At 69.4% G+C, this 25,248-nt stretch carries 29 protein-coding genes and 1 pseudogene; 12 read left to right on the forward strand and 18 right to left on the reverse strand.

Going from position 1 to position 25,248, the window contains the following annotated elements; all coding sequences use genetic code 11:
- The 9 genes from RMO01_RS13700 to RMO01_RS13740 all read right to left on the reverse strand — a co-directional run.
- Positions 1-283: flagellin (locus tag RMO01_RS13700; protein WP_409013083.1), on the reverse strand; the 283-nt coding region annotated here is incomplete at its 3' end.
- Positions 284-726: 443 nt separating this feature from the next.
- The gene (locus tag RMO01_RS13705) at positions 727-1,170 is read right to left on the reverse strand and encodes a hypothetical protein (protein WP_309629615.1); all 444 of its coding nucleotides are present in this window, start codon (positions 1,168-1,170) and stop codon (positions 727-729) included.
- On the reverse strand, positions 1,167-1,550 hold the full coding sequence (locus RMO01_RS13710; protein ID WP_309629616.1) for a M15 family metallopeptidase: 384 nt from the start codon (positions 1,548-1,550) through the stop codon (positions 1,167-1,169). Before RMO01_RS13710 ends, RMO01_RS13705 begins: the two co-directional genes overlap by 4 nt.
- A complete protein-coding gene (locus RMO01_RS13715; protein ID WP_309629617.1) occupies positions 1,547-1,819 on the reverse strand; it encodes a hypothetical protein in 273 nt (90 codons plus the stop codon). Before RMO01_RS13715 ends, RMO01_RS13710 begins: the two co-directional genes overlap by 4 nt.
- The gene (locus RMO01_RS13720) at positions 1,812-1,994 is read right to left on the reverse strand and encodes a hypothetical protein (RefSeq protein ID WP_309629618.1); all 183 of its coding nucleotides are present in this window, start codon (positions 1,992-1,994) and stop codon (positions 1,812-1,814) included. The genes RMO01_RS13715 and RMO01_RS13720 overlap by 8 nt, the downstream gene beginning before the upstream one ends.
- Positions 1,995-1,999: 5 nt before the next feature.
- On the reverse strand, positions 2,000-3,448 hold the full coding sequence (locus tag RMO01_RS13725) for a DUF2793 domain-containing protein (RefSeq protein ID WP_309629619.1): 1,449 nt from the start codon (positions 3,446-3,448) through the stop codon (positions 2,000-2,002).
- A 278-nt stretch (positions 3,449-3,726) separates the two neighbouring features.
- Positions 3,727-4,455 (reverse strand): anti-sigma factor domain-containing protein, encoded by a 729-nt coding sequence (locus RMO01_RS13730; RefSeq protein WP_309629620.1) that lies wholly within the window; start codon positions 4,453-4,455, stop codon positions 3,727-3,729.
- Positions 4,452-5,009, reverse strand: a complete 558-nt coding sequence (locus RMO01_RS13735) for a sigma-70 family RNA polymerase sigma factor (protein WP_309629621.1) — start codon at positions 5,007-5,009, stop codon at positions 4,452-4,454. The genes RMO01_RS13730 and RMO01_RS13735 overlap by 4 nt, the downstream gene beginning before the upstream one ends.
- A gap of 73 nt (positions 5,010-5,082) precedes the next feature.
- On the reverse strand, positions 5,083-5,544 hold the full coding sequence (locus RMO01_RS13740; RefSeq protein ID WP_309629622.1) for a DUF4112 domain-containing protein: 462 nt from the start codon (positions 5,542-5,544) through the stop codon (positions 5,083-5,085).
- Between the two features lie 67 nt (positions 5,545-5,611).
- Here RMO01_RS13740 and RMO01_RS13745 point away from each other — a divergent pair, with 67 nt between their 5' ends.
- Entirely contained in the window at positions 5,612-6,583 is a 972-nt protein-coding gene (locus tag RMO01_RS13745; protein ID WP_309629623.1) for an endonuclease/exonuclease/phosphatase family protein, read from the forward strand.
- Here RMO01_RS13745 and RMO01_RS13750 read toward each other — a convergent pair.
- The 6 genes from RMO01_RS13750 to RMO01_RS13775 form a co-directional block, all read right to left on the reverse strand.
- Positions 6,558-7,757 (reverse strand): CCA tRNA nucleotidyltransferase, encoded by a 1,200-nt coding sequence (locus tag RMO01_RS13750; protein ID WP_309629624.1) that lies wholly within the window; start codon positions 7,755-7,757, stop codon positions 6,558-6,560. The two genes, RMO01_RS13745 and RMO01_RS13750, sit on opposite strands and share 26 nt — an antisense overlap.
- A complete protein-coding gene (locus RMO01_RS13755; protein ID WP_309629625.1) occupies positions 7,754-8,419 on the reverse strand; it encodes a CoA pyrophosphatase in 666 nt (221 codons plus the stop codon). Before RMO01_RS13755 ends, RMO01_RS13750 begins: the two co-directional genes overlap by 4 nt.
- Positions 8,416-8,979 (reverse strand): DUF1285 domain-containing protein, encoded by a 564-nt coding sequence (locus RMO01_RS13760; protein ID WP_309629626.1) that lies wholly within the window; start codon positions 8,977-8,979, stop codon positions 8,416-8,418. The genes RMO01_RS13755 and RMO01_RS13760 overlap by 4 nt, the downstream gene beginning before the upstream one ends.
- A gap of 18 nt (positions 8,980-8,997) precedes the next feature.
- On the reverse strand, positions 8,998-9,489 hold the full coding sequence (locus tag RMO01_RS13765; RefSeq protein ID WP_309629627.1) for an N-acetyltransferase: 492 nt from the start codon (positions 9,487-9,489) through the stop codon (positions 8,998-9,000).
- Between the two features lie 237 nt (positions 9,490-9,726).
- Complete coding sequence (locus RMO01_RS13770; protein ID WP_309629628.1) at positions 9,727-10,509, reverse strand: enoyl-CoA hydratase; 783 nt, start codon at positions 10,507-10,509, stop codon at positions 9,727-9,729.
- On the reverse strand, positions 10,506-11,597 hold the full coding sequence (locus tag RMO01_RS13775; protein WP_309629629.1) for an MBL fold metallo-hydrolase: 1,092 nt from the start codon (positions 11,595-11,597) through the stop codon (positions 10,506-10,508). The genes RMO01_RS13770 and RMO01_RS13775 overlap by 4 nt, the downstream gene beginning before the upstream one ends.
- A gap of 130 nt (positions 11,598-11,727) precedes the next feature.
- Here RMO01_RS13775 and RMO01_RS13780 point away from each other — a divergent pair, with 130 nt between their 5' ends.
- The 6 genes from RMO01_RS13780 (at position 11,728) to RMO01_RS13805 (ending at position 16,634) form a co-directional block, all read left to right on the forward strand.
- Positions 11,728-12,708: a hypothetical protein gene (locus RMO01_RS13780; protein ID WP_309629630.1), complete on the forward strand. Its 981-nt coding sequence runs from the start codon at positions 11,728-11,730 to the stop codon at positions 12,706-12,708.
- A 114-nt stretch (positions 12,709-12,822) separates the two neighbouring features.
- Positions 12,823-13,749, forward strand: a complete 927-nt coding sequence (locus RMO01_RS13785) for a hypothetical protein (RefSeq protein WP_309629631.1) — start codon at positions 12,823-12,825, stop codon at positions 13,747-13,749.
- A gap of 83 nt (positions 13,750-13,832) precedes the next feature.
- Positions 13,833-14,633, forward strand: coding sequence for an exodeoxyribonuclease III (xth, locus tag RMO01_RS13790; protein ID WP_309629632.1), 801 nt, complete (start codon positions 13,833-13,835; stop codon positions 14,631-14,633).
- 17 nt (positions 14,634-14,650) lie between these two features.
- Complete coding sequence (locus RMO01_RS13795; protein WP_309629633.1) at positions 14,651-15,166, forward strand: hypothetical protein; 516 nt, start codon at positions 14,651-14,653, stop codon at positions 15,164-15,166.
- A gap of 77 nt (positions 15,167-15,243) precedes the next feature.
- On the forward strand, positions 15,244-16,152 hold the full coding sequence (locus RMO01_RS13800) for a cobalamin biosynthesis protein CbiG (protein ID WP_309629634.1): 909 nt from the start codon (positions 15,244-15,246) through the stop codon (positions 16,150-16,152).
- An 80-nt stretch (positions 16,153-16,232) separates the two neighbouring features.
- Positions 16,233-16,634, forward strand: a complete 402-nt coding sequence (locus RMO01_RS13805) for a hypothetical protein (protein ID WP_309629635.1) — start codon at positions 16,233-16,235, stop codon at positions 16,632-16,634.
- A gap of 25 nt (positions 16,635-16,659) precedes the next feature.
- Here the strand turns inward: RMO01_RS13805 and RMO01_RS13810 are convergent, their stop codons facing one another.
- From RMO01_RS13810 to RMO01_RS13820, 3 genes are all read right to left on the reverse strand, one after another.
- Positions 16,660-17,280 carry a DJ-1/PfpI family protein gene (locus RMO01_RS13810; protein WP_309629636.1) on the reverse strand — a complete coding sequence of 207 codons (621 nt, stop codon included), beginning with the start codon at positions 17,278-17,280 and terminating at the stop codon, positions 16,660-16,662.
- A gap of 113 nt (positions 17,281-17,393) precedes the next feature.
- A complete protein-coding gene (gene recN / locus RMO01_RS13815) occupies positions 17,394-19,094 on the reverse strand; it encodes a DNA repair protein RecN (RefSeq protein ID WP_309629637.1) in 1,701 nt (566 codons plus the stop codon).
- A 70-nt stretch (positions 19,095-19,164) separates the two neighbouring features.
- Positions 19,165-19,965: an outer membrane protein assembly factor BamD gene (locus RMO01_RS13820; protein ID WP_309629677.1), complete on the reverse strand. Its 801-nt coding sequence runs from the start codon at positions 19,963-19,965 to the stop codon at positions 19,165-19,167.
- A 263-nt stretch (positions 19,966-20,228) separates the two neighbouring features.
- Between RMO01_RS13820 and RMO01_RS13825 the strand changes: the two genes are divergently transcribed.
- From RMO01_RS13825 to pth, 5 genes and pseudogenes are all read left to right on the forward strand, one after another.
- Positions 20,229-21,161, forward strand: coding sequence for a ribose-phosphate pyrophosphokinase (locus RMO01_RS13825; protein WP_309629638.1), 933 nt, complete (start codon positions 20,229-20,231; stop codon positions 21,159-21,161).
- Positions 21,162-21,239: 78 nt separating this feature from the next.
- The gene (locus RMO01_RS13830; protein ID WP_309629639.1) at positions 21,240-22,484 is read left to right on the forward strand and encodes a hypothetical protein; all 1,245 of its coding nucleotides are present in this window, start codon (positions 21,240-21,242) and stop codon (positions 22,482-22,484) included.
- Positions 22,485-22,616: 132 nt separating this feature from the next.
- Positions 22,617-23,696, forward strand: a complete 1,080-nt coding sequence (locus RMO01_RS13835; protein WP_309629640.1) for a hypothetical protein — start codon at positions 22,617-22,619, stop codon at positions 23,694-23,696.
- A gap of 134 nt (positions 23,697-23,830) precedes the next feature.
- Positions 23,831-24,442 (forward strand): annotated as a pseudogene (locus tag RMO01_RS13840) (50S ribosomal protein L25/general stress protein Ctc); the annotation flags it as partial.
- A gap of 159 nt (positions 24,443-24,601) precedes the next feature.
- Positions 24,602-25,216 carry an aminoacyl-tRNA hydrolase gene (gene pth / locus RMO01_RS13845; protein ID WP_309629641.1) on the forward strand — a complete coding sequence of 205 codons (615 nt, stop codon included), beginning with the start codon at positions 24,602-24,604 and terminating at the stop codon, positions 25,214-25,216.
- Positions 25,217-25,248 lie beyond the last annotated feature (32 nt).

Genomic DNA, 25,248 nt, shown 5'->3' on the forward strand with positions numbered 1-25,248 from the left:
CCTTCAGCTGGATCAGCAGGTCGGAGACGGATTCACCGGCAGCCATGGCGACATCAACGGCCGAAGAGCCGCGATCCAGGCTGTCCTTGACGGCGCCCAGAGCATTGATCTCGCTGCGCTGACCCTGGGCGATAGCCCAGACGGCGCCGTTATCCTTGGCCGAGTTGACCTTTTTGCCGGTGTTGATGCGACCCTGCACGACGCCCAGTTCGGCGTTCGTGGTTTGCAGGTTCTGCAGGGCGACCATTGCGCCCGAGTTCGTGTTCACGCTGTTCAGCGCCATGACGAAAGTCCTTGTTTCAAGGTGTTCGACCGTCGTTTTGACCGTCGAGAGCATTTTGCTCGGAGACCCAAGAAGCAATCGGCAGGCCAGTCGTCGCAATTTCGACAAGCGAACAACCTGTTGAAATACCTATGGTACCTTGCCTTAACCATGCCTCTCGCCCGGCAGGATTTGCCGTTTCACGGGCCGGACGGCAAAACCTGCCGGGCGCCCGGCAGGTTTTGCCGGGTGCGTTGCGCTGTTTTTGCGAAACGGAGTGCAAGACAGTGCAACTTTCCAAGGACATTCAGGGCGTTCGGACCGCCTCGCCAGCCGCACGTTCCGCCGTCAGGGTCTCGACCGCCAGCCGCCGGGCGGCGTCGCAGTCGGCGATCTGGCGGCCGCGCGTCATGTATCCCGCTTCCAGATCGCCAAGGGTAGGAGTGTCAGGCAGGCGATGCAGCTCACACGGCCGGCTCGCCATCGCCGGAAGGGTCAGGCGCGGGGGGGCAACCCAGGAGGTCGGGAGCGCCCCGGCACAGCTCGCGGTCATGGTCGCGCAGGCGATCGACGCGATCGGCAGGCAGCGGAAGAGAGGCGTCATCGGCAGTTCTCGCAATCTGGATGGATCGGGCGGTGACGCGCTCCAGCGTCACGGCGGATTGAACAGCGGCGTCGAGGCGGGCGACCTGTGCGGCCTGCCCTTCGGCTTCGGCGATTCGCGCGGCGGACTCGGCGACGGCTGTGACGGCGGAGGCTTCAGCGCGGTCGAGGCGTCGCTTGCCGAGGCCTAACGGATCCCAGCGGAAGCCGAGGCCGCCGAGCACGAGTGCGGCGACCGCCAGGACCGCGGCGCCGGCGGCGAGCCAACCCAGCGGCTGAAGCGTCCGCAGGATCGGCGGCGTCACGGGAACACCTTCCGGTCCAGCTCGAAATGCGGTCCGTCGCGCAGGCGCTGCCAGTCACCGCCCCAGACGATGGCCACGCCCCTGGCCCTGGCCGCCGCCTTGATGGCCTCGGCGATGCGTGGATAGAGCGGCCAGTCCCAGCGGATCGCGCCATCGACCACGGCCGCGACATCGACCGCATGGCCGGTGATGTGGCGCGAATTCAGGGTACGGCTGGCTCCGGCTCGGACCAGGGCGGCCTGCCGTTCCTTCGTGCGCAGGCCCTCGGTGACCATGAAGTCGACCGGCGTGGTCACTATGGCGGCCTCCATAACCCCGGCCAGAGCGGGATGGACGCCCCTGAGCCGGGCGCGGGAGCGGTCGGAGAGACTGAAACTCATTTCCCGCCTCCGAGACGAAGGCGCAGATCGGCCAGGAGGGCGACCAGTTGCTGGGCAGTCGGGGCGACCAGATAGAGGACCAGCATCAGGGCGAGCAGCGACATCAGGCCGGACGCCACGGCCGGCAGGGCGGCCGGCTCCGTGCGATCCACGACGCCGGACAGGGAGCGCCACAGGGCGAAGCTGGCCGCGAAGACATAGAGCCGGCGCCACAGCCATCTGGCCTCGGCGAGCGGCTGGGCCGGGGGGTGGGTATCGTTCTCAATCATTGTCGAATTCCTCGTCGAGGGTCAGGTGGGTCCAGAACCAGTCGGGTCCGGCGGCGCGGCGGCCCTCGTCGCGAGACATGCGGCGCGGGGCGTCCAGCGCCTCGATGTCCAGCAGGGGGCCTTCTCCGTAGAAGGCGAGGCCGTCTGAGAAGGGAGCGGCGTCGACGTGCGGCATCGGTCTCATCCCTGGATCAGGATCATGACGATCCCGCCCGATCCGGCTCCGCCCGCGCCGCCGGAGCTGACGCCCGCACCGCCGCCGCCTCCACCTGCGCCATAACCGCCGCCTGCGCCGCCCGTCGGACCCGCGCCGGATGCGACCGCGCCCGCGCCGCCTCCTCCGCCTCCGGCCGCCGCATGGATCGAGGCAGGAGACGATCCGGCCGAGCCTGCCGCCAGTATGCCGCCCGCGCCGCCGGCGCCCGGACAGGCCAGCGCGCCGCCGGGGCCGCCTGCGCCTCCGGCCCGCGCCACACCCGATGCATCCAGACCGCCGCCTCCGCCCCCGCCGCCCGGAGCTCCGGCGCAGATCAGGCTCTGGCCTGGACCCGCCGTCGCGGTCGCCGAACCCCCGCCGCCGCCGTTGCCCCCGATCACCCCGGGGCCGGCCGAGCCGCCCGCCCCGCCCGAGGCGCCGTCCTGGCCCGCGCCGCCGCCGCGCGCGGTCAGCAGGGTGACGCCGGACGAAGTGATCATGGTGTCGCCGCCCGATGCCCCGGATGGACCGCCCGCACCGAGGGCCACGGTCAGGTCTCCGGGGAGGTCCTCGACGCGCCAGATCGCCTGGGACAGGCCGCCGCCTCCCCCGCCGCCGCCGCCCTGGCGGACGCCGCTGACGCCCGACGCGCCCGCGCCACCGCCCCCGCCGCCGCCGAGAGCCGTGACGATCAGAAGCCGGGCCCAGGCGGGCGCGGTGAAGTCGCCGCCGGTCGTCAGGCGGACGGTTTCGGCGCGGGTCGCGCCAAGGGCGAACCAGACGCGGGCGTCGTCCCTGTCGATGCGGAGGGCCTCGCGCCAGGCCGAGCCGTCGGGACTGACCTTGAGCCTCAGATCGTCGTCGCCGATCAGGCCCAGTTCGGCCCGGCCGCCGTAGCCGCTCTGGAACAGAAGAGACAGGACATCGGCGGCGCTGTCCTTGTTGATGGTGAAGCGCAGGTCGCCGTCGCCGCCTTCGCCTGACGGCGGGGCGGTCCACAGGGCCTTGTTCAGCTTCGCCGCGAACGGATTGTCGACGTCGGCCGTGGTGTTGAGGCCGAAGCGCTCGAGGGACTGGAGCCGGGACGGGAACGGTCTCCAGCCGTCCTCGCCGCGCACGACGAGCGCGCCCTCGTCGAGCACGACGGCCAGGGTTCCGGTCGGAGCAGGGACGCGGGTCCAGCCGCCCAGTTCTGCGCGGGCCAGATCGCCTCCGGACCAGGCCGACCAGACAGCGCCGGTCGGGGTCGCGGGCAGGATGTAGAGGGCGCCGTCATCGGGATTGGCGGGCTGGGCCGCGACGGTGCGGCTGACGACCGCCGTCTGGGCCAAGGCGTCCAGCCGGGTCAGGGCCTCGTTGACGGTGACGTGTTTCTGCAGCTGACCGGCCGCCAGATAGGGCAGGTCCAGCCGCGCGCTGTGGTTGGAAGGCATTTCGATCTCCGTTGGAATGCGGAGATCAGTGTGCGAGCACCCCGAGGGTATGCGCGTTCAAAGGCTCTAAATAGAGCCGAGCATTGAATTCATTGGGGTCCTGGGTCGATCCGTTGATGGGTATCGCAGGAAACGAGGCGTGCGGGGAGACCGTTGGAAGGGCTGGGAGGCCTCCCCGCTGACCGGATCGCGGCTGTCAGGACCCACGACGTCGCACGAGGCGGCGCCGAAACGAGCCGGTCGATTCAGATACGGCGGCCCGGCCGTTCCGGATGCGACTACAGGGCCTGGAGTTCACCGGTGGCGACGACCGGGCCGTCGGGCTTGTCGCCGGCAGGCGTGTGGCCCGGCGCCTCCATGGAAATGGCGACCGCGACCGCCTGCCCCGCCGTGGAAGCGAGGACGTCGGTCAGGTGGTGATGCGAGGCGGTCGAGCCGTCGATGGCGCCGATCAGCTGAACTCCCGCCTCGCCGGGCTTGATCAGCCAGAGGTGCGGCACGGCGCTGGCTCCATCCATCGCGTCCGTGGGAGCGATGAACAGATTTCCGGTCGCGCTGTCGTAGGCCAGGGCCACGACAGGAGTCCCGCCATCAGTCATGGCGATAGTGGCGACGCGGGTCACACCGCCGGTCGGGACCGTCTGGACGATGGGCGCCGGGGTCGGACGGGTGGCCAGCAGGGCGACGGCGACGAGGCTGGCGGCCAGCAGGCCGGTCGATCCCAGGGCCCACATCCTCCAGAAGCCGGCGCGGTTGTCGTTCGCGGCGACAGGCGCGATGCCGGCCTCGATCCGGGGCCAGACGCGGGGGGACGGCTGGACCGAGGGGATCTCGGCGATGAAACCGGCCAGATGTTCGTTCCAGACCTCGACCTCGGCGGCGAAGGCGGGGTCGGAGGCTTCGCGGGCGCGGGCGGCGCGTTCCTCGGCGGGCGACAGGACGCGAAGGGCCAGTTCGCCGGCCAGGGCGTCGTCGGCGCCGGTGTCGTCGGGGGGAAGATCGGTCATGATTCGAGGCAGCTCCTGAGCCTCAGCAACCCCCGGCGGATCCAGCTCTTCATCGTGCCCAGAGGCACGTTCTCGCGGGTCGCCAGGGCTTCATAGGTCACGCCTTCCATGAAGGCGGTGCGGATCACGCCGCGCACCCTGCCCTCCAGGGTGTCGAGACAGACATTCAGGCGGCCTACCTCGTCGGTCGTCTCGATCACTTCGGACGCCAGGGGGGCGGCGTCGGCGAGGTCGTGAGCATCCTCGACCGGGGCGGTACGGCGCATCGGTGCGGCCGACCTCAGACGATCGATCGACCGGTTGCGCGCGATGGTCACCAGCCAGGTAATCGGGCTCGCGCGCGAGGGGTCGAAGGTCGAGGCCTTCCTCCACACTGTCAGATAGGTGTCCTGCAAGACGTCCTCGGCCAATTGGCGGTCAGCCAAGATACGCAGGCAGACTCCCAATAGCTTCGCGGAGGTCGCCTCGTAGACGATTTTGAACGCAGCCCGGTCGCCGTCGCCCGCCTGACCCAGGGCCACGGCCAGCTCGTCTCGCGTCAGCATGGGGGTCATTCAGCAGGTCCGGCCAGTCTCGATGGCCGGAATAGGGATGGCCCCGACCGATCCGTCAAGCGAAACAGCCGCATCAGTCGTGCAGATAGACGATGCGCCGTTTTTTCGGATCGGCCTGCATCGTGGCGACATGCCGGTCATGGTCGCCCGAGGCGCGGGCGTCGCGTTCGTTGGCCTCGACCCAGTGGGTGCTCTCGATGTCCTTCTGCAGCGCCTTGGCCGCCAGCAGGTGACCGGGGAAGAAGAAGTCGACCACGTCGCCGGCCAGTGGAACCTCGCCGGTCGCGACGTCGACGCCCAGATAGCCGATCATGCGAGCGATCGTGCCCGGCCCGGCCTTGGCCCTGACCGCCTGCGTCAGCAGCCAGCCGGCCGCTCCGACACTGTAGACCGTGCCCACGATCGGGATCCAGGTGAGCAGGCCGTCCATGCCGATGCCGAACGGGCCCAGGCCAATGGCGCGGTCCGACAGCTTCTTGACGCCCTCGACATTGGACCAGATCTTCTCGATATCCCCGATGGATCGCTTCGCCATGTTCGCCCTCCAAGCGACCGGTCAACGCGCCACATCGACCCGTGTTCACCATGGATAGCAAGTCTTCGTGACTGACAGAGTCCTTTCGCATGCGCGGTTGGCCGCCGGGGTCGTGCTGGCGCTGGCGCTGACGGTCCCGCTGGGCATCGCCGTCGCGGGCCTGAGCGGGATCGGGCACCGGTGGGTCGACATCCTGGCGCAGTTCACGGGCCCTGCGCTGGTCGCAGCAGTCGTCGGGCTGGCGGTCGCAGGCCTGTTGCGGTCGAGGATCCTGATCGCGGCGGCGGCGGCGGTCTGCGCGCTCGTGTTGGCGGCGGGATGGAGACAATGGGCGCCGCCGCGCGGAGCCCCCGCCGACGGGTCGCCGGGCTTCACCGTCTATTCCGCCAATCTTCAGGCCCGGAACACGGACGTCGAGGCGATGGCGGCGTCGATCGCCGCGTCGGACGCTGATCTGGTCGTGCTGGTCGAGTTCGGCGACGCCCCGGCGGCGGCGATCGATCGCGTGCTGGCCGGCTATCCCTATCGGGCCGTCAACGGCCGGATCGACCGGCCCAGCGGGGCGTCGCGGTCGGTGATCGCATCGCGCAGGCCCCTGCGCGATCTCCGGCTGAGAATTCCTACCCTGTTCGTCGTGGGAGCCGTGGCGGAGACCGAACTGGGCCCCGTGACGGTGGCGGGCGTGCACATGACGCGGCCCTGGCCCTATCAGTTCCAGTGGGCCCAGATCCGTCAGGCCGACGGGCTGTCGGCCTGGGCGCGGTCGGTCGAGGGACCGGTGATCACGGCCGGGGATTTCAACAGCGTCTCGAGCGCCCGGATCGGCAAGATCGTGAAGGGCGACGGAAACCTGATCCCGGCGCCCGGCTGGCCGGGGACCTGGCCGACACGGCTGCCCGCCTTCGCCGGGATCACCATTGATCAGGTCTATCGCACGCCTGATCTGGCGCTGGTGGAGCGGCGGCTGGGCCTGCCCACGGGATCGGACCACCGGCCGGTCATCACCCGGTTTGTCAGGGCGGCTTCGCCAGCCGCCTGAGTCGGTCTTGATGGCCGTCAGCGGGGAAGTCGTCGGCGATCCATTCGGCCTCGAAGGCTTTCAGGATGCGGCCGTGCTCGGGGCCGGGTTCGATGCCCAGCTTCGCGAGGTCGCGACCGCCGACAGGCATACGGGGGACGGCCCAGCGGTCGATCAGGGCCAACACCGGCGTTGTGTCAGCTCCGGGTCGGATCGCCCCGCCCCGCCGGATGCGGTCGCGGACGGCCTCCTTGCCGAGGCGATAGATCAGGGCCCGCAGTTCGCGGTCCCCCGTCGCCGGGTCGAGCGGTCCTTCGGCGGCGGCGGCCAGGCGAACCTCGACCGCCCGGGGCAGGCGCAGGCCGCGCGCAATCCCGGCCACGGCAGGCGGATCATCGGGCAGCAGGGCGGACAGGCGCAACACGGCGTCGTCGTCGCCCTCGCAGATCCTGTCGAAGGCCGAGAGATCGGCGACGACGGGGAACAGGCGGTTCAGCACGCCGGCCTCACGCATGGCGTGGACAGCCGGGCGCGGGTCTGGTGCGGCCAGGAGTTTCAGCAGTTCCTTCGAAACCCGCTCGGCGGACAGCCGCGCCAGCCCCTCGACGTTTGCGGCGCAGGCGGCGAGGCCCTCGGCGTCCGGGTCGCTGCGGCCGTACCAGGCGAAGAAGCGGAAGAAGCGCAGGATGCGGAGATAGTCCTCCTCGATTCGGGTCCTGGGGTCGCCGACGAAGACGACGCGGCCGGCGAGCGCATCCTCCACCCCCTGCCCCGTCGGATCGAAGATCGCCCCCGTCCGGTCGGCGTAGAGGGCGTTCAGGCGGAAGTCGCGGCGGGCGGCATCCTCGGCCCAGTCGTCGGTGAAGGCGACCACGGCGCGGCGGCCGTCGGTCTCCACATCCCGGCGCAGGGTGGTGATCTCGTAGGGTTTCTTGCCCGAGACGGCAGTGACCGTGCCGTGAGCGAGCCCGGTCGGCACGACCTTGATGCCGGCCGCCTTCAGCGCGGCCATCGCGTCCTCGGGTTTCAGCCGGGTTGCGATATCGATGTCATCGACCGGACGTCCGACCAGGGCGTTCCGCACCGAGCCGCCGACGAAGCGGGCGCAGTCGGGGCCGCCCGCCGCCTCCAGCGCATCGAACACGGCGACCGTGGCGGGGCTGGTCAGCCAGGGCTCGTTCTCGAGCCGGGTCATGCCGCGTCCTCGGCCGCCGAGGCCGGCAGGTTCGGCTCATCGCCATACAGACGGGCGCGCAGGCCCCGGATAATCCCGGCCGTCGCGCCCCAGATGTACTGCTCGTTCCAGGTCATGGCCCAGAACCAGCGTTTGACCCCGGCGGGCGCCTCGAGATGGTCACGACTGTGATTGACCGGGTCCATCAAGAAGTCCCACGGCGCCTGGAAGATCTCCGCCACCTCGTCCGGAGAGGCGATCAGGGGCGGCAGGGCGTCGATCCAGCCGATGACGGGCGTCACCAGATAGCCGGTGCCGGTCTCGTAGGCGTCGGACAGGCCCAGGACGGTGACGGCGGCGGGGTCCAGATCGACCTCCTCCCTCGCCTCGCGAAGAGCCGCATCGACCGCCGTTTCGCCGGGATCCAGCCGGCCGCCGGGGAAGGCGACCTGGCCGGTGTGCTTCGCCAGGCTGTCGGCGCGGCGGGTCAGAAGGACGCGCGCGCCCTCAGGATCGGCGATGATCGGGATGAGGACGGCCGCCGGTTTCAGCGGGCCGGGCGACCAGCGCGAGGCGCCGGGATTGAGATCGAAGTCCGACCGCACGGCGCGCGTTTCCACCCGCCAGCCGTCCGCCGGCGCCAGCTTTTCGGCCAGCCGGTCCCTCAGCGTCATTTGGCTCATTCGACGCCGGCTCCGGGCGGGCCGAGCGGGAACCAGACGCCACCGGACCGGATCTGCAGCCGGCCGTCGCGTTCCTCGGCCATTTCCACCAGGTCATAGAAGACGGTGCGGACGATCCGGGCCTCCAGATCGGCGCGGACGTGGACGCGGGGCGCGGGCTCGCCGGTCGTCGGGTCGGTCTCGACAACGATCGGGTGGTCGGGGCCCGCGCGGGTCTCGTCACCGACATCGGTGGTGAAGACCAGATCGCCGCCGTCGCGCTGCATCGTCACGGCCCGGAACGGCAGGTCCTCGACCTCGATCCGCATCTTCTCGACGGGTGTGACGAGGTGATAGCCGTCGGGGTCGCGGCGCAGGACGGTCGAGAACAGCCGTACGAGTTCGGCCCGGCCGATCGGCGAGTTCTCGTGCATCCAGACGCCGTCCTTGCGGATGACGATGTCGATGTCGCCGCAATGGGCCGGATGCCAGAGGTGGACGGGCGGCAGGCCGCGACCCGGCGCCTGCTTGGCGGCGGCGGCGACGCCTGCGAGGCCTGATGATGGTTCGGGACCGCTCATGGTCCTGATTTAGGGCGCTCAGGCCGGAAGGGCGAGCCCCGACGGAGCGGCGCTGGTGATCGGCAGCCAGAGGACGCGGCGCGGGTCGGCCGGACCGGGCAGGCGGACGTCCGGCGCGGGCTGGAAACCGAAGCGCTGGAAATAGGGCGGGTCCCCGACCAGCAGGACACCGGCGACGCCCCGATGCTGGGCCTCGCCGATGCAGGCGCCGACCAGATCGGCGCCGAGACCGCCGCTGCGCGCATCCTTCGCCACGGTGATGGGACCGAGGAACAGGGCGTCGAGACCATCCACGGTGATCGACCACAGGCGAACCGAGCCGATCAGCCGGCCGTCTTCGCGGGCCGTGAAGGCGGCGGACAGGTGCGCGCTCTCGCGGATGCGTTCGGCGGTCTTGGCGAACCGGCCCGGGCCAAACGCGGCCATGACCAGCCCATCGACCTCGTCACGGTCGGCGGCGGTCTCCCGGGTGATGCGGAAACTGTTCGAAAGGGCGGGCGCGGGGCTCATGGCGCGGGCGCTTAGGGGCAATGGGGGGCGGGATCAAGGCACCCTGTTCTTTCGTCATCCTCCGGCGGAGCGAAGCGGAGACCGGGGGACCCAGCGCGGCGAGGGAGCGCGAACCTGTCGCGGACGCCCTGCTTCAACATCGTGCCTGAACAGATCGCCTTCGGCGCCGCTGGGTCCCCCGGTCTGCGGCGCGAATAGCGCCTTGCCGGAGGATGACGAAAGGTAACGGAGCAAGGGTCAGCCGAAGTTGGGCGCCCGCTTCTGGGTGAAGGCCATGAAGGCCTCCATGGCTTCGGGGCTGGACATCTGGGAGCCGAAGGCTTCGCCTTCACGCTGCATCAGCGCCCACAGGGCCTCGGCGTCGCGCATCAGACGCTTGGTCTTGCGCAGGGAGTTGGGCGCCCTGGCGACCAGTTTCGCAGCCAGGGCGTCGGCTGTGGCGTCAACCTCGGCGGCGGGGACGGCGCGGCTGGCGAGACCCCAGGCGAGGGCGGTCTTGCCGTCGATCGGCTCGCCGAGAGCGAAGATCTCGAACGCGCGCTGATGACCGACGGCGAGCGGCAGGAGCAGGGACGAGGCCGCCTCGGGCGCCAGGGCCAGGTTGATGAAGGGCGCGGACAGGAGGGCGTCCTCGGCCACGACGACCATGTCGCAGTGAAGCAGAAGCGTCAGGCCGATGCCCACGGCCCGGCCGCGCACGGCGGCGACTACAGGCTTGTCCATCTCGGCGAGGGCCTTGAGGAACTGGAAGACGGGAGCATCGACGACCTGCCCGCCACCACCCTGGGCGCCGATGGCGATGAAGTCGGCGATGTCGTTGCCGGCGGAGAAGCTGTCGCCCTCGGCCTTGAACAGCAGGACACGGACGGCGTCGTCGGTGCGGGCGCGGTTCGTGGCCTCGGCCAGCAGGCCGTACATGGCCTGGGTGATGGCGTTCTTCTTCTCCGCGCGGGCGAAGGTGACCGTCAGGACGCCGTTGGCGAGTTCAACGCCGACGGGGGGGCGGATGGGGTCGCTCATGCGGTCTCCGTTTGGGTGAGGCTCCACCAGTCGACGCCGTCGGCGTCGCGTTCGCGGCGCACGCGGCCCTGACCGGCCAGATAGTTGAGGTGGGCGATGGCCTCGCCCGTGGCCATACCCAGGATGCCGTCGCCGACCGGGCGGGCGAACAGGGAGGCGAAGACGTCGACGGCCCGTTTGGGCTCGCGCAGGGTCCGCTCCAGTCGCTTCAACGACACGATGTGTCCCCGCTTCAGGGCCTCGATGCGCGGCAGGATCCCGGTGAAGGGTTCGCCGTGACCGGGCAGAACGAAGGTCTCGGCCGGCAACAGCTCTCCCAGCCTGTCCAGCGACGTCATCCAGTCGTCGAGCGGATCGGCCAGGGGTTCGGTCGGCCAGACCGAGATGTTCGATGAGATGCGCGGCAGAATCTGGTCGCCGGAGATGAAGACGTTATCCGACTTGCGCCACAGACAGGCATGCTCCGGGCTGTGGCCATTGCCGACGACGACGGTCCAGTCCTCGCCGCCGAGGGACAGGATCTGGCCGGCCTTCAGACGGTCATAGGTGGCGGGCATGTGGAAGACGCCCTTGGTGAAGCGGCCATAGCTTGAGCGCCAGCCCTCAATCTGGTCCTCGGTCCAGCCGGAGGCGCGCCAGAAGATCGCGGCGGCCTCGGGCGCCGGGCCGCTGTCGGCGACCAGCATCCGACCGGTGACATACTCCAGCTGGGTCATCAGCAAGGGCGCGTCAAACCGCTGGCACAGCCAACCGGCCAGGCCGATGTGGTCGGGATGCATGTGGGTGCAGATGACCCGTGTGACCGGCTTGCCGCCCAGAGGGCCGGCCAGGGCCGCCTCCCAGCCCGCGATGGACTCCGGCGTGCGGATGCCGGTGTCGATCACGGCCCAGCCGGCGCCGTCCGCGATGGCGTAAACATTGATGTGATTGAGCTGCATCGGCAGCGGCAGGCGCAGCCACAGGACGCCGGGCGCCGCCTCGATCGCCTCGCCCGGGGCCGGAGGGGCGCCGAGCGGATAGGTCAGGCCACGCAGGGTGTCGGCGCCGGGCTCGATCTCGCCTTCGCTCGTGATGACGCCGTCCGCCAAGTCCGTCTCCAAATGCAACGCGCTGGACCATAGGCCACAGAAGCCCGGTGCGTCCAGCGCCCGGTCTTGACCTCGACAGCATGCCTCGCCAAGGCTCAGAAATCAGTTTCCAAGGAGAGCGTCCGTGTTCATGAAAACTCTGGCAGCCGTCGGTGGCGCCGCAATCATGGCGATGGCGGTCGCTGCGCCCGCATCGGCGCAGGATGGTCAGAGCGGCACCACTACGGTGACCCCGGACTCCATGATGACGACCGTCCGCGGCGAAGCGACGACCCGGGCGCCCAGCGGACAGGACAATCGGGGGCGCAACCGGGAGCGCACGCGAAACCAGCCGCCTGCGCCGCCGACCCCGGAGGAAAACATTGCAGCCGCACAGGCGATCGCGGCCGCGGCGTCGGTCCCCTGCCAGGTGAGTCTGGCCAATTTCCTCGGCCTCACCCCGGATGGCGCCAAGTCTTACGAAGCCGTCTGCGCCACGGGTCCGGGCTATATCCTGATGGCCACGACTCCACCCACGACGGCGGACTGCGTCCTGCTGGCCGGACAGGCCGAAATCGACCGCGCCCGTGACCCGGCCGCCGACCTCGGCACCCAGTGCGTCATCCCCCAGAACGTCGACGTCGTCCGCGTCATCTCCGCCTATGCGAGCGAGGCCGGAATCGCCTGCCCGGTCGACCAGGGCGCCTCTATCGGCAAGTCGAGCGAGGGCAACCTGATCTATGAAGTCGGCTGCAACGGCGTCGACGGTTACTGGATCGAGAAGGTCGCAGCCGGCTGGAAGACGACGGAATGCGCGATCGTCACGACCCAGAGCGCGACCTGCCGTTACTCGACCGTTGCCGAGCAGGTCGCCACGTTCAAGAACCGCATCGCCGGCAGCGAAGCCGCGCCCTGCGACGTGACCGAGGGCCGCTATATGGGGGCAAACGCCAACGGCGCCTTCTGGGAAGCCAGGTGCGGCGCCGGCAACGGCGTGATCGTGCGCTTCAACCCCCAATACGCTGTTCAGCAGGTCTATCCCTGCGAGACGGCCCAGCGCATCGGCGGCGGCTGCCGCCTGACCATCGTGCCGGAAGCCCCGGCGGTCCCGGCCCCGGCGGCCGAACAGTAGGCAAGACGCGCACCGGCGGGCCACGGCTCGCCGGTGCGCAATTCCGGCGTCGGGAGGCTTGACCAAACCGGATCGTCGGACCAACGCTCGGCCTGCCGATCAGGAGCAGTCGCCGTGTCCAAATTTTCCCCCCTCGCAGCGTTCGGAGCCGCTCTCGTGGTCGGCCTCTCGGCGCTGACCGCCCTCCCCGTCTCCGCCCAGGATACGGGGGTATCAGGCATGCCCCAGGACCCGGGAGCCACGCCTGCCCCGGCGGAGGGCGCGGCCCGCGCCACCGCGCCTCTGGCGACCTCCGGGCCCGCCGCGGCCATGGCGGCCCAGCGCATCGCCAATGCCGCCGGCGTGACCTGCCAGGTCGTCGAGGCCAATGTGATCGGCCAGACCACCGACCGGCAGCGCGTGACCTACGAGGCCGCCTGCGCGAGGGGGCCGGGCTATATCCTGGTCAATTCGATCCCGCCCGAGGCGCGCGACTGCGTGCTGCTGGCCGGTCAGGCCGAGGCGGATCGCGCCGCCAATCCCAATGCCGACGTCGGTGTCCAGTGCGTCATCGCCCAGAACAAGGACGTCGCCCGCGCTGTGGCCGGCTACGCCGCCGAAGCCGGCATCGCCTGCACCGTTGACGAGGGGGTCCCGCTGGGACGGACGGCCGAGAACACCCTGATCTACGAGGTCGGCTGCGCCGGCCTGGACGGCTACAGAATCGAGAAGACTGCGACCGGCTGGGCCACCACCGAATGCGCAATCATCGCCAGCCAGAACTCGACCTGCCGCTTCTCGACCCCCGAGGAGGCCGCCGCGACGCTGAAGACGCGGCTGGCGGGCAGCCAGGCCTCGGAATGCGACGTGACCGGCAGCCGCTATATGGGTTCGGCAGGCGGAAACCGGGTCTATGAGGCCAGATGCGGCGCGGGCGGCGGCTATGTCGTGGTCTTCTCTCCCCGGTTCGAGCCGCTGAACGTCTATCCCTGCGAACAGGCCCAGCGGATCGGCGGCGGGTGCCGGCTGACCACGGCCGCGGCGACTCCGGTTGCTCAGTAGGGCGCTTACTCGCCCCTTCTTAGATTGGCCCGGCTGGCGCGCGACGCTTGCCGGGCCGGGCGACGCCGCCTAGCGTCCGGCCGATGCGCATCGCCACCTGGAACGTCAACTCGGTCAACGCCCGCCTGCCCACTGTGCTCGCATGGCTGGAGGCGGCACAGCCTGACGTCGTCTGCTTCCAGGAGATCAAGACCGTCGACGAGAAGTTCCCCCGGGAGCCGTTCGAGAGCCTGGGCTACAACGTCGAAGTCTATGGCCAGAAGTCGTACAACGGCGTCGCCCTGCTCTCGAAGTTTCCGGTCAGCGATGTCCGGCGCGGCCTGCCGGGCCAGGATCTGCTGACCGGGGATGCGGATGCGGAGGATCAGGCCCGATACATCGAGGCGGTGATCGAGGCGCCCCGACCCGTCCGCGTCGGCGGAATCTACCTGCCCAACGGCAATCCGATCGGGACGGAGAAGTTCGACTTCAAGATGCGCTGGATGGAGCGGCTGAACGCCCACGCGCGCGACCTGCTGGCGCTGGAAGAGTCCTTCACCCTGTGCGGCGATTACAATGTCATCCCCCTGCCCGAGGACGCGAAGAACGCGTCCGCCTGGGTCAACGACGCCCTGTTCCAGCCGGAGAGCCGCGCCGCCTTCAGGGCGCTGAAGGGGCTGGGACTGTATGAAGCCGGGGAGCTGGGTCGCCAGCCGCCGGGGACATACACCTTCTGGGACTATCAGGCCGGGGCCTGGCAGAGGGATCACGGCATCCGCATCGACTTCCACCTGCTGTCGCCCCAGGCGGCCGACCGGTTCGTCGGGGTCGAGACCCATCGCGACGCCCGGGACATGGAGAAGCCCTCCGACCACGTCCCGGTCGTGATCGAACTGGCCGACTGAGATGGACGAGGCCCAAAATGGATGAGGCCCTGCGCGTCATCCTGCTGGTGTCGCTGGCCGCCGCCGCCCTGACCACCGCCGCCCTGACGCTGAACTGGTGGATGGAGCCGGAGCGCCGGCTGCGTCGCGCCATGCTGAAATCGCTCGGCGCCGTCGCCGAGGCCGAGGCCATCTCGGCGCATGAGGGCCGCGCCGCCGGTCTGGACTTCGAGGGCGGCCAGATCGCCGTCCTGTGGGATCGCGGAGCGCATGGACTGGTCTACGCCTTCGACGAGGTCGAGGGCGGCGAGGTCATCGTCGACGGCCACGTTGTCGCCCGCGTCCGACGGGGAGAACAACGCAAGGCGCTGGACATCATGGCCCCCGATGCCGAGCTGGTGACCCTGCGCCTGCTGTTCGCCGACGCCCGCTATCCGGAGTTCGAACTGGCCCTGTGGAACGCGATGGCGCCGGGTCATGCGGGGTCGCCGCCGGAGGCCATGCGGCTCGGCCGGCGCTGGCTGTCGCACCTCGAGGCGTTGCTGAAAGGGTGATCGCCCTTTCAGCGAAGGACGCCGGGCGCTAGAAGCCCTCACCTCTGTATCGCCAGCTGCTTTTGAAGGAGCCCGCCGTGGCCCGCCTGTTCGACGCCTATGTGATTGCCGACTGGACCGCCGCCGAGGGCAAGAAGCTGGGCGAGAACTCGGTCTGGATCGGCGTGGCCAAGCGTGACGTCCGGTTCCGCCTCTATACCGAGACCCACAATGTCGCGACGCGGGCCGAGGGCGAGGCCCTGCTGAAGACGATCCTGGCCGATCACAGGAAGCGCGGCGACCGGGTCTTCGTCGGTTTCGACTTCTCGCTGGGGTATCCTGTGGGCACGGCCCAGCGCCTCGGCCTGACCGAGACCCCGGCCTGGACCGCGATGTGGAAATTCATCGCCGCCAACGTCGTCGACAAGGCCGACAACACCAACAACCGCTATCAGGTCGCGGCCAAGATGAACCGGCTGATGACCGACGAGGCCTGGCCCCTGTGGGGCGCCCCGGCGAAACAGGCGCAGCGCTGGCTGACCACGACCAAGCCGCCGGCCGGAGCGGGCGCGGACATCCCCGAATACCGCGCGACCGAGAACGCCGTGCGCAAGGGCAAGCTGCAGCCCAAGTCGAACTGGCAGATGCACGGCGCGGGCGCGGTCGGGGGACAGACGCTTGTCGGGATCCCGATGGTGCGCCGGCTGCTGGAGAGCCTCGGTTCGTCGGGCGCCGTCTGGCCACTGGGCACCGGCTGGCGGACGCTGGACCCCGCCGATGTGGAACCGCTGTCGGTGCTGGTCGCCGAGGTCTGGCCGTCGATGTGGCCGACCACCGCCGCCGAAGGCGAGTTCAAGGACCAGGCCCAGGTTCGGACGACCGCAGAGCATTTCGCCCTCATGGACGAGCGCGGCGAACTGTCGACCGCCTTCGGTCCGAAGAAGGGAACCGACGAGGCCCTGATCGCCCAGGTCGAGAGTGAAGAGGGCTGGATTCTGGGGGTCTAGGCCTTTCCGGTGCTGGACGCCGACGCCCTTCTGACGGAAGCTCGGCCGTATTGGCGCGGGAGGCGTCGGGAGAGTCTGGAATGCGCATCATCACCATGGCGAGCGTCGCTGTCGCCGCCGTCTTCGCGACGAGCGTCGCCGCCGCTTCGCCGTCAGGAACCGCACCCGTCGCACAGGCCTATACGCCAGTGCCGGTCGCACCGGACGAACGCTCGGGCCGGTCACGTCAGATCAAATGCAGCGTCGGGGGGATGCAGGAGACGACCTGCACCTTCACGCCCCTGTTCGGGGACGGCAGTTTCCAGCTCGATGGACCGGACATCGCCGTCCGCCTGCTGATCATCGAGGGCGAGGGCCACCTGTTCGAGGTCTTCGGCCCGACCCGCCGCGTCCCAGTGGGCGGCGTCTATGTCCGCAACCCGCGCGACCGCGCCTGCTGGATCACCACGACGGACGGCCCCTCCCCGATCTGCGCCCGCTAGTTTCCACCTCCGCAACACCAGAGCTTCAGGCGGCGAAGGTTCGAGCGAGTGTCAGGAACGGCCTCACGACGGCCATCGCCCGTTCGACATAGGCCACCTTCTCGCCGACCGGCGCGACATAGCGGATCGCTTCCTCGGCGTCGTTAATCGTCGCCAGCCGCGCGATCATCCATGCGGCCAGGTACTGGGACGCCAGACACCCGCCCGCAGTGGCGACACTGCCATGCGCCACGAACGGGGCGTCGATCACGTTCACCCCGGCTTCTATGACCCAGGGTTTGGTGGTCAGGTCCGTGCAGGCGGGAAGGTCGCCGACCAGGCCCAGCCGGGCCAGCATCAACGTGCCGGAACACTGGGCGCCGATGAGCTGGCGCGACGGGTCCAGCCGGATGCGCGCCAACAGGGCGGGATCGTTGGCGAGCTCGCGCGTCCTGATCCCGCTGCCGATCAGGACCGCATCGGCATCGGCCGCGAACTCGAGCGGTCTCTGGCGCTGGATGGTCACGCCGTTCATCGAGGTGACCTCCGGCGTCGGACAGGCGATGTGGACCTCCCACCCCTTGCCCTTCATCCGGTTCAGGATTCCGGCGGCGATGAACGAGTCCAGCTCGTTGAAACCGTCGAAGGTCAGGATCGCGATCTGCACGGGATGGACCTGTGGGCAAGGGAAGCGTGGCTGTCACTGTCCGTCGGGAAGGAGCCCGAGCGAAGGCGGAATCGAACCGCCACGCATGAATTCTCGGCGATGCCGCCGGGATTTCAGCCGATCAGGGACCGAGCGGCGGCGCGGGCTTCCTCGGTGACCGTGGCTCCCGACAGCATCCGGGCGATCTCTTCGCGGCGGGCCGTGTCGTCGAGAATGTCGACGGTGGTGGTGGTCACGCCGGCGGCATCGGCCTTGCGCACCTTCCAGTGGGCGTGGCCGCGCGCGGCGACCTGAGGACTGTGGGTCACGACCAGAACCTGGGCGCCCGAGGAGAGGCGTTTCAGCCGCTGGCCGACGGCCTCGGCCACTGCGCCGCCGACGCCCTGATCCACCTCGTCGAAGATCATGACCGGCTGACGCTGGTCCTCGCGGCCGGCGAGCGCCGCCTTCATGGCGAGGGCGAAGCGGGCCAGTTCGCCGCCCGATGCGATGGCGTCGAGCGGGCCGAAGGGGGTCCCCGCGTTGGTGGCGATCTCGAACCGGGCGGTCTCGACGCCGAGCGGGCCGCGACGGCCTTCGGCGACAGGCTCCAGGGCGACACGGAAGCGGGCGCGGTCCAGCTTCAGCGGACCGAGTTCCTCCATCACCGCCCTGGCCAGACGGTCGGCGGCGGCTTCGCGGCCGGAGCTGAGCAGGCTGGCGGTGACGTCATAGGTCTCGCGCGCCACGGCGGCGTCGCGGGCGGCGTTGGTGATCGCCTCTGCCCCGTCCTCGATCAGGCGCAGCTGTTCGCGCAGGGAGATGCGCAACGTCGGCAGGGCGTGGACGGTGGTGTTCAGCTTGCGGGCGGCGGCGCGCAGGGCGAACAGCCGCTCCTCGGCCTTGTCCAGACGTCCCGGCTCGAAGTCGAAGGCGTTGGCGGCGGCGTCGACCTCGGCGATGGCTTCGGCGGCCTCGACCATGGTGCGGTCGATGGCCTCCGCGGCGCTGGTCAGGCGGACCAGCACCGGGTGATCAGCCTCGACCCCGGCCTGGGTCGCGCGCTGGCGCGCATGTTCGACAGCGCGCAGGGCCGCGGACAGTTTCTGACTTAGCTTGTCGCCGCCCAGATTGATGCGAGCGTCGGCCAGATCGGCGACCGCCTTTTCCGCCGCGCCGAGGACGGCGCGCTCGCCGGCCAGTTCGGTCTCTTCGTCTTCGCGCGGGTCGAGGTCGTCGAGGTCGGCCAGGTTCAGGGTGATCTCTTCCGCCCGCGAGGCCGCATCGGCGGCGGCGGCGCGAAGGCCATCCAGCTTCGTCTCGGCGGCCTTCAGCCGTTCGGATGCGGCGGCGACCCCGCCCAGCTGGGGCGCCAGACCGCCGTAGGCGTCGAGCAGGCCGCGATGGGTCTTCCAGTCGAGCAGGCCGACCGTCTCGTGCTGGCCGTGCACCTCGACCAGCCTGGCGCCGATCTCGCGCAGGGCGGCGACCCCGGCCGGCTGGTCATTGACGTAGGCGCGGCTGCGGCCGTCGGCGGACAGGACGCGGCGCAGGATCAGCTCATCGCCGGGGGTGACGTCGAATCCCTTCTCCTTGATAAGCGCGATCAGGTCGGCATCGTCGGGGGCGGTGAAGACGGCCGTGGCCACGGCCTGTCTGGCGCCGGACCGGACCAGCCCCGCCTCCCCTCGCCCGCCGAGCGCCAGGCCCAGGGCGTCGAGGATGATCGATTTGCCGGCCCCGGTCTCACCGGTCAGCACAGTCAGGCCCTGATCGACCTCCAGATCGAGGACGTCGACCAGCACCACGTCGCGGATCGAAAGACTTGTCAGCATGGGGCGGACGCCATGAGGCCGGGGCGATTCGTCATCGCCGACACTCTAGACCAGAACAGGCCGGGAACGGTCAGCCCGGAATGATCCGGCGCAGCCAGCTTTCGCGTTCGGCCGTCGGGGCGGTCTCCGGCTGACGTCCGTCCTCGGTCAACAGGGCATAGGCTTCGGCGTACCAGGGGCTGCCCGGATAGTTGAAGCCGAGCACGGCGCCGTTGCGTTCAGCCTCGTCCTTCAGGCCGAGCGTCAGATAGACCTCGACCAGACGGTACAGGGCTTCGGGCGTGTGCGAGGTGCGCTGGAAGGCCTCGTTGTCGATGACGGCCTTGTAGCGGCCGATTGCGGCCAGCGGCTGGTTGGCGCGCTGGTAGTAGCGGCCGATGTTCATTTCCTTGCCGGCCAGCTGGTCATTGACCATGTCGATCTTCACGGTCGCGTCGGTGGCGTAGGACGAACCGGGGTAGCGGCGGGCGACGTCGCGCAGACCGGTCAGGGCCTGTTCGGCCTGATTCTGGTCGCGGCCCACGTCCACGATCTGTTCGAAGTGGCAGGTCGCGCGCATGTAGAAGGCGTAGGCTGCGGACGGGCTGCCCGGGAACAGCTGGATGAACCGATCCGCCGCAGCGATCGATTCCTCGTAATTGCCGTTCTGGTAGTAGGCGTAGATCTGCATCAGGATCGCGCGGCGCGACCATTCCGAATACGGGTGCTGACGCTCCACTTCCTGGAAATAGTCCACCGCGTCGGCCCAGCGGTGGCTCTGCAACCGCTCGTAGCCCGTGTTGTAAAGCAGCTCGACCGGGCGCTCCTCATAGGCCAGGCGCGGACGGGCGCGACCGCCGTTGCACGCCGACAGCGTCAACACCGCCGCCATGGCGATCAGGACAACGCCGACCGGGCGCGAAACGGACGAAGACTGGAAGGAAGTCGGCAACCTGGAACCTCATCACACGCACCCGGACGGGGCCATGAGGCTCGCCGGGTATCAAGATCGCGTTCTCTAACATCGGCGTTCGCAACGCGCCATGCGCCGGATAAGGGCAATCACGGCTTGATACGAGGCCACGCGCTGCTAAAGAGCGCGCCAGTACGGAACTGACGTCATTGGCGGCCCGATGACGGCGAAAGGATGACCGGATGAAGCTGCTCGCTGGCAACTCGAACCGGTCTCTGGCCCAGGCCATCGCCGATCACCTCGACATGCCCCTCACCAAGGCCCAGGTGAAACGCTTCGCCGACAACGAGGTGTTCGCGGTCATCGAGGAGAACGTCCGGGGCGAGGACGTCTTCGTGATCCAGTCGACGTCCTATCCGGCCAACGACAACCTGATGGAGCTGTTGATCTGCATCGACGCCCTGGTCCGGGCCTCGGCCCGGCGGATTACGGCCGTCATGCCGTACTTCGGCTATGCCCGTCAGGACCGTAAGACCGGCGGCCGCACCCCGATCTCGGCCAAGCTGGTGGCCAACATGATCACCCGCGCCGGCGCGGACCGGGTCCTGACCATGGACCTTCACGCCGGTCAGATTCAGGGCTTCTTCGACATTCCGACCGACAATCTGGTGGCGACGCCGGTTTTGGCCAACGACATCAAGGATCGCTACACGCGCGGCAATCTGATGATCGTGTCGCCCGACGTCGGCGGCGTCGTCCGAGCCCGTTCGCTGGCCGAGCGGCTGAACGTCGACCTGGCCATCGTCGACAAGCGCCGCCCAAAGGCGGGCGAGAGCGAAGTCATGAACATCATCGGCGACGTCGCGGGCCGCGAATGCATCCTGTTCGACGACATCGTCGATTCGGGCGGCACCCTGGTCAATGCGGCCAAGGCCCTGATCGAGGCCGGCGCGACGGAGGTCTCGGCCTACATCAGCCACGGCGTCCTGTCGGGCCCTGCGGTCCAGCGCGTCACCGACGGCCCGCTGAAAGAACTGGTCATCACCGATTCGATCGAGCAGCCGCACGAGGTGCTGTCGTGTTCGAAGATCCGCACCGTCGCGGTCGCGCCCCTGATCGGCGAGGCCATCCGGCGGATCGCCAACGAGGAATCGGTTTCCAAACTCTTCGATTGATCACGAAAACGTCGCTCGGCTTGCCTCAAAACCGCCGGACTGGACGTTTCAGTCAGGGCAAGCTTTCGGGGACTTCCAATGCGCCTTTCCTTCCGTAGCCAGGGCCCGACCCTGGTCGCCCTCGCCGTCGCAGGCCTGCTGGCCGGATGCGGTCCAAGCCGGGCGGAACTGCAGGCCGAGGAAATGCGGGTCGCATCGATCGCGGCGGCGCAGGAGGCCGCAGCCATCGCCGCCCGGCTGCCGCCACCGGTCGCCCTGAACGACAGCGTGGCCCAGTCTGCGGCCGTCTATCTGACCTTCACCCGCGACATGGCGACGGTCCGGGGCGGCTTCGCCAGCCCCGCAGCTGTGCAGGCGGCCCTGCGTCGCGGCGCCTCCTATGACGCCAACCAGATTTCGCGCGGACTGGTCGCCTATGCCTCCATCCTGGCGTTGCAGTCGCCGGAGTTCGTTTCGGGCGTGCGTCAGGCCGGGGCCGAGCCCTCGGTGAGGCGCCAGATCATCGACCGCATCGTCGCCAATCCCGAATACGCCTCGACCCTGCCCGGCGCCGAGGCCGCCGCCAGTCTGATTATGGCGGTTCTGGAAGCCGACATCGTCGCGCTCAGCTCGGCCGCCGATTCGGTCGAGAGCGACGCCTACAACATCCAGTACACGGGCGATCAGCGGAACGGCTGGGGCCGCGCCACTCCGGCGGACCGCGAGGGCCGGCTACAGGCCATCAAGGACCTGTCCCGCCCGGTCGCGCCATCGAGCTCCGAGACCGCCCGTCTGTACGCCGCCTCCAACAGCGGATCAGGTCTGGGCGTGACGGCGGGACGCACGCGGCGCGCGCCCTATGCCCCGTCGGTCACCAACGCCATCGCCATGGCCGGCCTCGCGGCCCTGGGCGCCGCCGGGGACAACGCCCGGGCCAACACCGACGCCCTGCAGTACGACCGCGCCAGTCAGGATTGTCTGGCAAGTTCCAAGCTGAACCTGTTCCAGTGCCTGGCCGCCGCCCGCCCCACCTATGAGGACATGTTCTGCCTGGGTCGGCATGTGATCCGCGACCTGTCGACCTGTGCGCGGGGCGCCGCCCTGCCGGCCGCGATCATCACCGTGGGCAACCCGACCCAGAGCGGCGCACGCAGCCCCGCCCCGACGCGCTCGCCCGCGATCACGCCGGAGCCGCTTCAGCCCTCGACGCCCCTGGAGCCGTCGATCGTTCCGACCCCGTTCCAGGCGGCGCCGACGCCGCCGGCCGCACCCCGGCCCGCCCCCGTCGCACCTGCGCCCGGGCAGTCAGCGACCCAGCGTCTGAACTCCGGCCCCAACGGCTAGCCTGGCCGTGAGGCGCCAGAGAGTTGAACGGTCGGACGTGATTAACGATCGGAAAACCTTGGGGAAGGCTTATAAGCCGATATGACGACGGCGCCGGGAAAGCGCCGCTGTATCCTTGTAGGGAAAATCACCATGCGCCTGGCCCTTCCGCGTCGCGGCCTCGCTATCGCCGCTGCGGCCGCAGCCGCCATCCTGGCCTCGTGCAGCACGCCCGAACCGGTCGTCCCCCCGCCCCCGCCGCCGCCCCCGCCGCCGCCGCCGGCCGTGACCCTTAACGAGGGCGTGGCCCAGGCCGCGTCGATCTATGTCACCTTCATCCGCGACGTGGGCACGATCCAGGCCGGCTTCCAGGATGCCGAGGCTATCCAGGCCGCCATGCGCAAGGGCGCGGCCTACGACCCGGCCACCCTGTCGCGCGGCATGATCGCCTATGCCTCGATCCTGGCGCTGCAGTCGCCGGAGTTTGTTGCGGGCGTGCGCACCTACGCCAATGATCCGCAGCAGCGGGCCGACGTGATCGCCAACATCATTCGCGACCCTGCCTACGCCGCCAACCTGCCGGGCGCCGACGTCGCCGCCGGTCTGATCATCTCGACCCTGGGCCAGGACATCGCCGCCCTCACGGCCGTCGCCGATGCGGTCGAGCAGGACGCCTATACGATCCAGGAGCGGAACGATCCGCGCCGCCGCTGGGCCGTCACGCCGATCCCGAATCGCGAAGTCCGGCTGGAGACGGCCAAGACCATTTCGGCGGGGCAGATGCTGCCTTCGGCCGAGGAATCCGCGCGCCTGTTCACCGCCGCGAACAGCGGAACGGGGCTGAACCTGCCCGCCGCGACCCATGCACCGCCCTATACCCCCGCCGTCGTCAACGCCCTGGCCATCGCGGCCCTGGCGGCCATGGGCGCGGCCGGCGACGACGCCCGCGCCAACACCGAGGCCCTGTCGATCGAGACCAACGCCCAGTTCTGCCTGGATATGTCCAAGCTGAACCTTTTCCAGTGCCTGGCCGCCTCGCGCCCCAGCTACGAAGACATGTTCTGCGTCGGCCGCCACATCGTTCGCGACCTCGCGACCTGCACGACGGCGGCGACGATTCCTGTCCCGGTGACCCCGACGATCGCTACCGCAGGGGTCACGCCGGCCCCTACGGGCGTCGCTGTGGAGGCCGCGTCGGCCTCGCTTGCGGCGACCTCGCCCGCGCCCAACTGACTTCAGCGTTCAGACGCGGTTGCACACGCGGGCTCTTGCGTGTAATGACCCGCGCTCTTGAATTCGAGGGTCCATGACCCCGCCGCGCGGGCAGCTTGGTCTGCGCAGGCGTTTTTGTTGTTGAGGCGAGCCAGATGGCCGAGATCATTCTGAACGTGGATGTCCGCGAGAACACCGGCACCGGCGGCGCGCGCGCCGCCCGTCGCTCGGGCGCTGTCCCCGGCATTCTGTACGGCGGCGACAAGGCCCCCGTCGCCATCTCGGTCAACGAGAAGGACTTCCGCAAGAACCTGTACACCGGCAAGCTGCTGGGCCACCTGGTCACGCTGAAGTACGGCGAAGAGACCCAGTCGGTCATCGCCAAGGACGTGCAGTTCGACCCGGTGTCGGATCGCCCGCTGCACTTCGACCTGATGCGCGTCGACGAGAACGCCGACATCAAGATCGAGGTTCAGGTCCACTTCATCAACGAAGACCAGTGCAAGGCCTTCCGTCAGGGCGGGTCGCTCGAGATCGTCCGTCACTCGGTCGAGATCCTGGTGCCCGCCAACCACATCCCCGAAGACCTCGTCGTCGACCTGGCCGGCCACAAGCTGGGCGACACCATCCGCTGGTCGGACGTAAAGGTCCCGTCGGACGTCAAGGCCACGATCACCGACCGCGACTTCGTGATCGCCTCGATCAAGACCTCGTCGGCCGCCATCTCGGCCGCCCATGACGAAGAGACCATCGCCGAGGAACAGGCTGCGGCCGCCATCGAGGCCGGCGACGTTCCCGCCTCCGAACAGGACGGCGACGCCGCATCGGAAGACGGCGAGACGTCGGAAGGCTGATCGACCGATCCACTCCTTCGGAAACGGCCCCTCCGGCGACGGACGGGGCCGTTTTCATTTCCGGATAGCGCCATGCTCATCATCGCCGGCCTGGGCAACCCGGGCGCCAAATACGAGAAGAACCGCCACAACATCGGCTTCATGGCCGTGGACGAGATCGCGCGCCGGTGGCGGTTCGGCTCCGCCCGGGCGAAATTCCAGTCGTTGATTTCCGAGGGCGAGGTCGAGGGTCGGAAGATCCTGCTGATGAAGCCCCAGACCTTCATGAACAACTCTGGCAACGCCGTCGGCGAGGCGGCGCGCTTCTACAAGATCCCGCCCGCCGACATCATCGTCTTCCACGACGAGATCGACCTGGCCCCCGGCCGCTTCCGCATGAAGACCGGCGGCGGGGCGGCGGGCCAGAACGGGGTGCGCAGCCTGATCAGCCAGCTCGGCGCCGACTTCCGTCGCGCCCGCATGGGGATCGGCCATCCCGGCGAGCCGCAGCTGGTCATGCCCCACGTCCTGGGCGACTTCCACAAGGCCGAACAGCCCTGGCTGGAGGCCATGCTGAACGCCTGCGCCGACGCCCTGCCGTTCGCGGTCAAGGGCGAGGACGAACGCTATCAGGGGGAGGTCATGCGCCTGGCCCCCGCGCCGAAGTTCAGCCCGCGTCAGGCGGCGCAGGCGGCGAAGGACCAATAGCCGCGCTTCCCTCCGCCGCCGCCCTCCGCTAT

This window comes from Brevundimonas sp. (genome assembly GCF_031412435.1).
In the GTDB taxonomy this organism is placed as follows: domain Bacteria; phylum Pseudomonadota; class Alphaproteobacteria; order Caulobacterales; family Caulobacteraceae; genus Brevundimonas.

What these genes read in the sequence shown, in the direction of transcription:
- RMO01_RS13710 (WP_309629616.1), bottom strand. Translation starts at nt 1,550, where the DNA reads ATGAGTTTCAGTCTCTCCGACCGCTCCCGCGCCCGGCTCAGGGGCGTC.
- RMO01_RS13715 (WP_309629617.1), bottom strand. Translation starts at nt 1,819, where the DNA reads ATGATTGAGAACGATACCCACCCCCCGGCCCAGCCGCTCGCCGAGGCC.
- RMO01_RS13720 (WP_309629618.1), bottom strand. Translation starts at nt 1,994, where the DNA reads ATGCCGCACGTCGACGCCGCTCCCTTCTCAGACGGCCTCGCCTTCTAC.
- RMO01_RS13725 (WP_309629619.1), bottom strand. Translation starts at nt 3,448, where the DNA reads ATGCCTTCCAACCACAGCGCGCGGCTGGACCTGCCCTATCTGGCGGCC.
- RMO01_RS13730 (WP_309629620.1), bottom strand. Translation starts at nt 4,455, where the DNA reads ATGACCGATCTTCCCCCCGACGACACCGGCGCCGACGACGCCCTGGCC.
- RMO01_RS13735 (WP_309629621.1), bottom strand. Translation starts at nt 5,009, where the DNA reads ATGACCCCCATGCTGACGCGAGACGAGCTGGCCGTGGCCCTGGGTCAG.
- RMO01_RS13740 (WP_309629622.1), bottom strand. Translation starts at nt 5,544, where the DNA reads ATGGCGAAGCGATCCATCGGGGATATCGAGAAGATCTGGTCCAATGTC.
- RMO01_RS13750 (WP_309629624.1), bottom strand. Translation starts at nt 7,757, where the DNA reads ATGACCCGGCTCGAGAACGAGCCCTGGCTGACCAGCCCCGCCACGGTC.
- RMO01_RS13755 (WP_309629625.1), bottom strand. Translation starts at nt 8,419, where the DNA reads ATGAGCCAAATGACGCTGAGGGACCGGCTGGCCGAAAAGCTGGCGCCG.
- RMO01_RS13760 (WP_309629626.1), bottom strand. Translation starts at nt 8,979, where the DNA reads ATGAGCGGTCCCGAACCATCATCAGGCCTCGCAGGCGTCGCCGCCGCC.
- RMO01_RS13765 (WP_309629627.1), bottom strand. Translation starts at nt 9,489, where the DNA reads ATGAGCCCCGCGCCCGCCCTTTCGAACAGTTTCCGCATCACCCGGGAG.
- RMO01_RS13770 (WP_309629628.1), bottom strand. Translation starts at nt 10,509, where the DNA reads ATGAGCGACCCCATCCGCCCCCCCGTCGGCGTTGAACTCGCCAACGGC.
- RMO01_RS13780 (WP_309629630.1), top strand. Translation starts at nt 11,728, where the DNA reads ATGAAAACTCTGGCAGCCGTCGGTGGCGCCGCAATCATGGCGATGGCG.
- xth (WP_309629632.1), top strand. Translation starts at nt 13,833, where the DNA reads ATGCGCATCGCCACCTGGAACGTCAACTCGGTCAACGCCCGCCTGCCC.
- RMO01_RS13795 (WP_309629633.1), top strand. Translation starts at nt 14,651, where the DNA reads ATGGATGAGGCCCTGCGCGTCATCCTGCTGGTGTCGCTGGCCGCCGCC.
- RMO01_RS13805 (WP_309629635.1), top strand. Translation starts at nt 16,233, where the DNA reads ATGCGCATCATCACCATGGCGAGCGTCGCTGTCGCCGCCGTCTTCGCG.
- recN (WP_309629637.1), bottom strand. Translation starts at nt 19,094, where the DNA reads ATGCTGACAAGTCTTTCGATCCGCGACGTGGTGCTGGTCGACGTCCTC.
- RMO01_RS13820 (WP_309629677.1), bottom strand. Translation starts at nt 19,965, where the DNA reads ATGGCGGCGGTGTTGACGCTGTCGGCGTGCAACGGCGGTCGCGCCCGT.
- RMO01_RS13825 (WP_309629638.1), top strand. Translation starts at nt 20,229, where the DNA reads ATGAAGCTGCTCGCTGGCAACTCGAACCGGTCTCTGGCCCAGGCCATC.
- RMO01_RS13830 (WP_309629639.1), top strand. Translation starts at nt 21,240, where the DNA reads ATGCGCCTTTCCTTCCGTAGCCAGGGCCCGACCCTGGTCGCCCTCGCC.
- RMO01_RS13835 (WP_309629640.1), top strand. Translation starts at nt 22,617, where the DNA reads ATGCGCCTGGCCCTTCCGCGTCGCGGCCTCGCTATCGCCGCTGCGGCC.
- pth (WP_309629641.1), top strand. Translation starts at nt 24,602, where the DNA reads ATGCTCATCATCGCCGGCCTGGGCAACCCGGGCGCCAAATACGAGAAG.